Annotated in this window: 12 protein-coding genes; 4 read left to right on the top strand and 8 right to left on the bottom strand. The window is 46.6% G+C overall.

Annotated elements, in window-relative coordinates; genetic code table 11:
* The first annotated feature begins 80 nt into the window (after window positions 1-80).
* Window positions 81-539 (top strand): DUF1345 domain-containing protein, encoded by a 459-nt coding sequence (locus LC574_RS16485; protein ID WP_229454516.1) that lies wholly within the window; start codon window positions 81-83, stop codon window positions 537-539.
* On the opposite strand, the gene LC574_RS16490 is transcribed toward LC574_RS16485, so the two are convergent.
* Both LC574_RS16490 and LC574_RS16495 read right to left on the bottom strand, forming a co-directional pair.
* Window positions 522-1,630, bottom strand: a protein-coding gene (locus LC574_RS16490; RefSeq protein ID WP_229454517.1) for an IS630 family transposase whose coding sequence is annotated in 2 segments (ribosomal slippage) — window positions 522-1,219 and window positions 1,219-1,630 — 1,110 coding nt in all. Because the reading frame shifts where the segments join, the coding sequence is not laid out codon by codon here. The genes LC574_RS16485 and LC574_RS16490 overlap by 18 nt on opposite strands.
* Window positions 1,631-1,796: 166 nt before the next feature.
* Window positions 1,797-2,126 carry a hypothetical protein gene (locus LC574_RS16495; protein WP_229454518.1) on the bottom strand — a complete coding sequence of 110 codons (330 nt, stop codon included), beginning with the start codon at window positions 2,124-2,126 and terminating at the stop codon, window positions 1,797-1,799.
* A gap of 107 nt (window positions 2,127-2,233) precedes the next feature.
* On the opposite strand from LC574_RS16495, the gene LC574_RS16500 reads away from it, so the two are divergent.
* Entirely contained in the window at window positions 2,234-2,638 is a 405-nt protein-coding gene (locus LC574_RS16500; protein ID WP_229454519.1) for a hypothetical protein, read from the top strand.
* 205 nt (window positions 2,639-2,843) lie between these two features.
* Here the strand turns inward: LC574_RS16500 and LC574_RS16505 are convergent, their stop codons facing one another.
* The 5 genes from LC574_RS16505 to LC574_RS16525 all read right to left on the bottom strand — a co-directional run bounded on the left by LC574_RS16505 (window position 2,844) and on the right by LC574_RS16525 (window position 6,434).
* On the bottom strand, window positions 2,844-4,811 hold the full coding sequence (locus tag LC574_RS16505; RefSeq protein ID WP_229454520.1) for an ATP-binding protein: 1,968 nt from the start codon (window positions 4,809-4,811) through the stop codon (window positions 2,844-2,846).
* A complete protein-coding gene (locus tag LC574_RS16510; protein WP_229454521.1) occupies window positions 4,811-5,329 on the bottom strand; it encodes a response regulator in 519 nt (172 codons plus the stop codon). The genes LC574_RS16505 and LC574_RS16510 overlap by 1 nt, the downstream gene beginning before the upstream one ends.
* Window positions 5,326-5,727 carry an ATP-binding protein gene (locus LC574_RS16515; RefSeq protein WP_229454522.1) on the bottom strand — a complete coding sequence of 134 codons (402 nt, stop codon included), beginning with the start codon at window positions 5,725-5,727 and terminating at the stop codon, window positions 5,326-5,328. Before LC574_RS16515 ends, LC574_RS16510 begins: the two co-directional genes overlap by 4 nt.
* Window positions 5,696-5,938 carry a hypothetical protein gene (locus tag LC574_RS16520; RefSeq protein ID WP_229454523.1) on the bottom strand — a complete coding sequence of 81 codons (243 nt, stop codon included), beginning with the start codon at window positions 5,936-5,938 and terminating at the stop codon, window positions 5,696-5,698. Before LC574_RS16520 ends, LC574_RS16515 begins: the two co-directional genes overlap by 32 nt.
* Window positions 5,939-6,251: 313 nt before the next feature.
* Window positions 6,252-6,434 (bottom strand): hypothetical protein, encoded by a 183-nt coding sequence (locus tag LC574_RS16525; RefSeq protein ID WP_229454524.1) that lies wholly within the window; start codon window positions 6,432-6,434, stop codon window positions 6,252-6,254.
* Window positions 6,435-6,501: 67 nt separating this feature from the next.
* On the opposite strand from LC574_RS16525, the gene LC574_RS16530 reads away from it, so the two are divergent.
* Both LC574_RS16530 and LC574_RS16535 read left to right on the top strand, forming a co-directional pair.
* Complete coding sequence (locus tag LC574_RS16530) at window positions 6,502-6,708, top strand: hypothetical protein (protein WP_229454525.1); 207 nt, start codon at window positions 6,502-6,504, stop codon at window positions 6,706-6,708.
* A 108-nt stretch (window positions 6,709-6,816) separates the two neighbouring features.
* The gene (locus tag LC574_RS16535) at window positions 6,817-7,383 is read left to right on the top strand and encodes a molecular chaperone DnaJ (RefSeq protein ID WP_229454526.1); all 567 of its coding nucleotides are present in this window, start codon (window positions 6,817-6,819) and stop codon (window positions 7,381-7,383) included.
* A 50-nt stretch (window positions 7,384-7,433) separates the two neighbouring features.
* Here the strand turns inward: LC574_RS16535 and LC574_RS16540 are convergent.
* A partial coding sequence (locus LC574_RS16540; protein WP_229454527.1) for a CO2 hydration protein occupies window positions 7,434-7,933 on the bottom strand: 500 nt, incomplete at its 5' end.

The following is a 7,933-nucleotide window of genomic DNA, read 5'->3' on the forward strand; positions in this document are numbered from 1 at the left end:
AGGGATAGCCGCCCCGCCGCTTTGGGCATTGGGCATTGGGCATTGGTAACTTCTTCCCCATGCCCCATGCCCGATTCCCCATGCCCAAAAACTCCATCCCGCAAGTGGCGTGGAGTTTTTCATTTTTATTTAAAAATTTTGACCCCCGCCCCAGGCTAATCGTTGCTGTCGGACTTGCTGTATTAGTTTCAGTAGTCCTTCCGCATTTGCTGCACTTACCTACTCGCATTCTCTGCGCTTGGAACTCCGGGGCTGACTTTTTCTTAGCCGTAACGTGGTGGAAAATGATTAAGGCTACCCCAGAAAAAATTCGCCGTTATGCTGAGAATGAATATGAAGGACATTTAGCTATATTTATGCTGGTGATAGCTGCGGCTTGTGCTAGTGTTTTAGCGATCGGGTTTTTACTAAATGATAAAAAAGGGTTGTCAACAACTCTGCTTACCCTACATGTCATACTTTCAATTATGACCATTGTCGGTTCCTGGTTACTAGTAGTCCACCAAGTCAACTTTGCTGGGTTAAACGGAAGGATATAACCGCTCAAGTTTGTTCCGTGCATCCGTAGTTTTAAAGCGCCAGTTTACACTTGCCCGTTCTTGATTACGTTGTTTTTCCCAAGCAAGAATTTCAGATTTTAACATTTGTGCTTCTGGAATTCGTCGCTCTAAGCATTGACGGGACAAAACGGATAATTCAATCTCTACTTGATTTAACCAACTTGCGTGTTTTGGCGTATAGTGGAATTCCAGCTTTTGAACAATCCGGCGTGCTTCTTGTGGCTCAAAAACTTCATACAACGCGGCAGGATTGTGAATATTAAGGTTATCGACTATCAAGCGAATAACATCAGCTTCTGGGCAGTAAACATCAACTAAATCCTTCATTTGCTTTGCGAAATCCACTTTTGTACGCCGTTGCGTAACTTCAATATGCCGCCATCCTGCCAAAGGTTGGAAATACGCAAATATATTAACACTACCGTTACGCTTATACTCGTAATCATAACGCTCGGGCTGGTCGGGTTCGGGAGGTAATGGTTGTCTAATCTCCTCTACAAGTTGATATGGGGTCTCATCAAAACAAATTACTGGGCGCTTGGGGTCATAAGGCTCGTTGTATAAATCCAACACATCTTCCATCCGCAAAACATACTCTGCATTCACTTCTGGAATACACCATTGCTCTCTCAACCACGGTTTGATTTCGTTTTTTTTAGAGTTTGACGTACTGTTTCGTCTGATATCGAATCCACAACACCAAGGCTTACCAAATGGTTCGCTAAAAGTTGCATTGTCCAACGGGTTCGTCCTTCAGGTGCAGTCGAACAGGCTGTAGCAACAAGAAAAGCTTCTTGCTTGCCGTCAAGTTTACGAGGCTTTGGAGGATGAGGACGGTCTTGAAGAGCGTAATCAAGCCCTCCAATCACAAATTTCTCACGGGTGCGCTCGACAGTCGAAACACTAATTCGTAGGGTAGAAGCGATCACGTTATCTGAATAACTCTCACTCGCCATTAGAAGAATGTTCGCGCGGGTGATGCTTCGTACCTTATGCTTACCTGTTTTAGTTAGCGATCGCAGTTGGGAAATCTCAGCTTCATTTAAGTCTACGATGTATTTTTTCACCATTATGCCACCCTCCAAACCGTGGAAGTAGCTTATCAGTAATCGGCATCACCTTGCAAAGTTAGTTTGGTGGACTACTAGTGCATACGATGTTTGCAGTGCAATATGCACACAGTTATTACAAATATATTAATCGTAATATGGAGTTAAATTTGCTTTCTAGATAGTCTCAAATAGCGGATGCTTCATCTAGCGATCGCGTTGGTAATTTAGCGATGTGATTCCGATGCTTGGCAAAGTCTTTGGCATAGGTACTAAGACTGACTTGAGGTTTTTTGAACTGGCTATATCTCTCCCAAAGTTGGTCTAACTGGGGTTTGGGCTTCTTAATGGGTGTAATGGGTGTAATCGTACTTAGCACATATTGAGGTTGGTACTTCTCTAAAGTTAAGTCCAATCGCTCACAGAGTATATCTTTCTCAATCTCAGATGCGTTAAGTTCAGCCAATTTTCGGTTACTTGAAGTATCCGCTAAACCAGTAGAGATGTAGTAACGCATTCATCAGGAGCGAGAGTTGCCCATTTATAGAAGAGTTGTTGGTATGTTGTACTCATAAAGTCTGTAGTTGTGAGTTTCTGCGAGAATAGAAAGAGGAAGGAGGGATTATGACAAACGCAGGACAGCCAGAAGATACTGAAGTAAGGTTTGATAACATTGACACTCGCTTAGAGGAAATAGGCGACGAACTGGATTTGCTGAGGACAGTACAGAATGCCAATCGAAGAGAAACACGGGGCAATTCCCAAACTATTGCACGGCTAGAACGCAGCATTCGAGAACTGGGTGATATCGCTCGTCTCCACCAAGAAGGACTGCGTATTGCACAACGTGAAGCAGAGCGAGATCGCCAAGCTATAAGGGAAGTTGAACTTCAAGCTGACCGAGATCGTGAAGTTTTGCTTGCTTCCTTGCTTCAAGCCGAACGCGATCGCCAAACCTTCCAAGAAGAAATCCGGCGGATTTGGGAGTATCTGCGTGACCGAAATGGTGGCAGTAGTACGCCGAATTAAGTAAATTCATCATCAAATTACCTGCACTACCTCCTGCCCTGTTTTAGCTCCGTCGAACTCACGTTTATTTAACGAGCGCTTATTTTTGCCCGACATCACTTGCATCGCGTTGCTCCCCCTTCGGCTCACACGGAGCGTGTCCGCATCAACCCTGCCATCTCGCTGTCACCTGCAAAAAGCTGTTCTACTGTTGAACGATCCTAGTTCATGCGTCTTTTTTTTTGCGCTCACACAAACGGGCAACCGTTGTCACAATTTCTGCTGGCTCAATTGGTTTCGCTAAGTGTTGTTGAAATCCAGCCTGTAATGCTTGAGTGCGATCAAATTCTCCGGCATAAGCAGTTAGCGCAATGGCTGGAACTTGACTCGCTGGCAACTGTGCCCGAATTTGTTGTAGGAGCATATAGCCATCCATGTCTGGCATCCCAATGTCGCTCACGATTAAATTGGGAGTGGATTGTTCTATCGCTTGCAAGGCTTCCATCCCGGAAGCAAAGACAAAGGCGACGAACTCCCGCGAATCTGTTTCATCATCCACGACTAAGATAGAGATGCTAGTCAAATCACCGGTTGAGTCTGAGGATAATTCTGTAGAGGGTCGTTCACCCAAGCGAGGCGCAAGCGGAATTTGTACTGTAAACGTAGCACCTTGCTCGTCACCCGGACTCTTAGCCGCGATTGTTCCGCCGTGCATTTCTACAATTTGACGCGCGATCGCGAGTCCCAATCCCAATCCACCAAACTTGCGCGTGGTCGCTCCATCTTCTTGCCGAAAATGTTCAAAGACGTAAGGTAAGAAATCAGGATTGATGCCAATTCCTGTATCAGTGACTTGAATTTGGGCATGAATGTCTGTTTGAGTGAGTGCAACCGTGATTTGTCCGCCTTGAGGCGTAAACTTCACAGCGTTGGAGAGCAGATTCCAGACCACCTGTTGCAATCGTCCAGCATCACCGATTACGGTTCTGGCATTCGGTGAAAAGGTTGTCTCAATTTGCAGTGACTTGGCAACGGCTGCGAGGTGAACCCTTTCTAAAGCGGCTGTGATGACTGCACTGAGATCAACGGGCATCTGGTTCAAACTCAATTTGCCCTGTAGAATCCGAGAGATGTCGAGCAAGTCATTAATCAGTTGAGCTTGTAGCTGAGCATTGCGTTCGATGATTTCAAGGCCAGTTGTCGTTCGTTCTGGGTTGAGATTGCCTTTTTGCAACAGCTTTGCCCAACCCAGAATCGGATTGAGGGGCGATCGCAATTCGTGCGACAACACGGCTAAAAATTCGTCTTTGATCTGGTTTGCTCGTTGTAATTGCTCTGCCTGTTGCTGAATGGAGTTGAGTAAGTTGGTGCGCTCCAGGGCGATCACCATCTGGTGACAAGTCGATTGCAGTAGATTAGTTTCTTCAGGCGTGAAGTGGATACGGGTGCGGCTGGCAAACGAGAGTGTCCCCAGTAATCGCCCTTGAACAATTAAGGGTTGTCCGGCGTAAGCTGTCACGCCGAGCGAGCAGTTGAGTTGAGCATTGGGATGGCTGGAGAGTTGCGCTTGATCCATCACGATTTGCTGTTGCTTTTGTGCGACCAGTCCACCCAAATGTTGACCAATCTCAATCCATTCGATCTCCAAAGCCGCTTCATCGGAAATTCCCTCATAGTTCTTCAGATGCAGCATGGGGCGATCGTCTTTCTCTTCCACCATGTAGTTGAAGTAATAATCAAGTTCTAGCTGGGCAGAGAGCTTGCTGAACAGGTTGTGCATCAGCGTCAAAGGTTGCTCAGTGGCAAGGAGGTCACTGGTGGTGTCGTAGAGTGCCTGAAAGCGTTCCTCGGCTTGTCGTTGGGCGGTTTCGTCCCGCATGATTTTGATGAATCCATGCATCACGTCGTCTCCATTTTGCAGGGGCATGACAAAGCCCGTGCCCCAAAACCGACTGCCATCTTTGCGAATGTGCCAGCGTTTATTTTCCGCTTGTCCTTCTGTCAGGGCAATGTGCAGTTCTCGCTCAGATTTGCCTTGTTCGTTATCTTCGGGGGTGAAAATGATGCGACCACTTTGCCCTAAAATTTCTGCTTCGGAATACCCTAACAATCGTTGGGCACCAGAATTCCAGCTTGTGACCCGATTATCGAGATCCAGGGTGAAAATGGCATACTCTCTTGCGCTTTCAATCATCAACCGGAGGCGAGATTCACTTTCGCGCAGGTCAGCTTCGGCTTGCTTACGATCGCTAATGTCGTAAGAGACTGATAGCGTGCTACTCTGCGGAGGCGGGTTTCGCTCTGGTGCAACGCAGTTTCTGCCCGTTGGCGTTCGCGGCGTTCTTGTGCCTCTGGCAATGCTCGTTGCACACAAAACACTAATCGCTCCAACCGTTGTTTCAACACATAATCGGTGGCTCCCAGCTTCAAGGCTTCGATCGCGAGTTCTTCCCCCAGGCTGGCAGAGACGAAAATGAAGGGCAGATCGGGACGCAAGTTATGGGCAATTTTTAATGCTGAGATGCCATCAAAAGTAGGCAGGGCGTAGTCTGCCAGAATCAAGTCAAACTCATCGGTTTCCAGGGCGGTCATGAAGCCAGAGCGAGTTTCCACCCGTTGCAATTCACAGTCAACGCCACCAGAGAGCAGTGTCACTTCAACCACCTCTGCATCGAGTGAATTGTCTTCTAGCAAGAGAAATCGGAGTGTCATGCTGGTTTTCCCTGTTTTGGTAGCGAAAAGTAGAGGGTTGCTCCCTGATTGATCGCGCCCTCTGCCCAGGTGCGTCCGCCATGCCGATGGATGATGCGCCGCACGTTGGCAAGTCCTACCCCCGTTCCGGCAAACTGCTCTTGGGGATGTAAGCGCTGGAAAAGGCTGAACAAGCGATCGTGATACTGCATATCAAATCCTGCGCCATTGTCTTGTACAAAAAATACCATTTCCTGGTCGCGATCAATACTGCCAATGCTGATGACCGCTTCAGGGCGATCGCAGGTGTATTTAATTGCATTGGAAAGTAAATTTTGCAGCACCAGCCGCAGCATTGCCGGATCACCCTGCACCTCTGGCAGTGGCTCAACCTGCCAACGAATTGATCGTCCAGTCATATCTGGTTGCAACTGTTGCTGCACCTGTTGTACCAGTATCCATGTCGGGCATCCAAATGTCACTCACAATGAGATCCAGGGCGGCACAGCGGGCGATCGCCCGCTCCAGTTCCTCGCTGCGTGGTAACCGACGTTGCAGCAGCAGTAGCACTTGCTCAAGGGTTTGGGGTAGGCAATCGCGATCTCCAGATGGGTACCCCAGCCCAACCAAAAAACCAATGTGTCGGGCGATGCAGTACCGCACCTCACAAAAGCGTGAGAGGTAGACAAATAACCGCTCCTTAAACAGAGCTACTCAAAGGTCATCACAACTGGCAGCTTCAACCACCCACGGCAGCAGACTGTTACCGCTATGTACTAAGTCATCCGGCAATACGTCTGGCGCTCACCGCACCCCAAACTAGGCAGCAATTAGAAGAAAATCTTGCTGTTCTGCACGCGCCTAAAATTGAAGCCCAAGAAATAGCCAATTGGCACTCATACGGGAACTTGATTTATGGAACTGGGCAAGATGCGTTTGATACTCAGTGGGTTTGAGAGGTGGAATGGTTGAGGGGAGCGATCGCATAACACGAAACCACATTGGGATTTGACTGGAATGCAGACCTTTTTCGAGCGAACGCGAAGAGCGTCTCGTAGAGAGGAAATTTCAGGCTGTAGCTGTAGCTGTTGCATACCTCGCAGCGCCGCACTTTGACATGATCCATCTGTGAGATAGCCACTTAATAGATGCTTGGATATAAAGGTCGAACAAAAAATTAAGAAATTATACTTATGTCGGAAATTGAAAACTTAGGAGTGAGTGTAGAGGAATATTTGGATGGATTGGCAGCAGGCATTGACATTTTGGAATTGAAGCGGTTAGAAGCAAGAGGAATTCCCACAAACCTGGCTTTGGAAGTGATAGCGATCGCAAACGTTTCTCATGCGGTTGAGATGACTGCTAACCTCCTCTTGGGTTATTTGCATCTGGATTGCTAATAATGCAATGCCAGAATGCTGCCAATTTGTTTGTAGAGTTGGGCAACTGTTCGGTTTGCACCTACCAAGCAATCTGTCAGTTATCAGTTATCAGTCTTGGCTTGATGGTTGATTTTTTGTTGTTTTGAGAATAGAGAAAAGAATCTTCCCTATTTCATCTGCATCCTCATAAATACTAAAGCTCAAAAAAGCTTACTAAAACCAGAAGAACGCATTATAGCCGATTATTTGCGTCCGATACTGCCCACAATCAAGCAGTTCAAATATAGTGATTTATCGGCTTTACTTCAGCCAGCACCTAGACTAGTATTATTGCCAGAATTTGATGGATTAGAGCAAGCGATCGCTCAATCTGCCCAAGAAGAACGCCTAGAGCGAGAGCCTTTAGCAATGACCCTATCAGAGTTATTCACCAAGGGCATTATAGCTTGTAAAAAAGGCCGTTACCCCAAAGCGATAAAATACCTCGAAGACTACTGCCAAGGCTGTACAGACCGGAATAGTAAAGATTACATTCAAGCCCAAATGTGGCTGATTAAAGTCTATAAAATAGTTGGACAGTTAGAAAAAGCGATCGCGCTTTGTCAGCTTTTGAGTAACCATACCCATCCGCAAGTGAAAACTTGGGCAACTAAAACTTTAGCGATGTTATCAAAAGAGGTTTCTCATGTCTAATTCTATTAGTTTATAATGGATAGCTTAGAAAGGGGGGCTGGGGGGATCTCTTATCTATAATCTTGCTTTTGAATACTTCCCAAACGAGCAGCATCACGAATATTGTAGTCGGGTCGAGTAAACCGATTTAGCTGCATCTCAAAAAAATCTCGATTGGCTTGTAAATGCTTAGGATTTGGGTCATCTAATGGATATAAAAGTGCAGTTCTCAAGGCTTGAATTACCGCAGAAGTGACACAGTACATCGACCGTTGGAAACTAACTCCCAACTGAATCAACATATCTTCTTCACCCCGGCAATGTTGGCTGTAGTAATCAACAAGATATGGGGGCAAAAAATGCAACATATCTTGCATTAATAATGTAGGGGGAATGCCAGCAGTACCCACTGGAAATACATCAGCGTAAAGAATACCATAGTGAAAGTCTTTTTGGTCTGCCGGTACTTGACGCGCTTGAGCATTATAAGATTTTGTCCCTCGGAAGGGTGCGGTGCGGTAAAAAACAGCTTCTACATAAGGTAATGCTGCTTCATATAGCCAACATTGCC

It is taken from the genome of Nostoc sp. CHAB 5715 (genome assembly GCF_020829685.1).
Lineage (GTDB): Bacteria > Cyanobacteriota > Cyanobacteriia > Cyanobacteriales > Nostocaceae > Nostoc.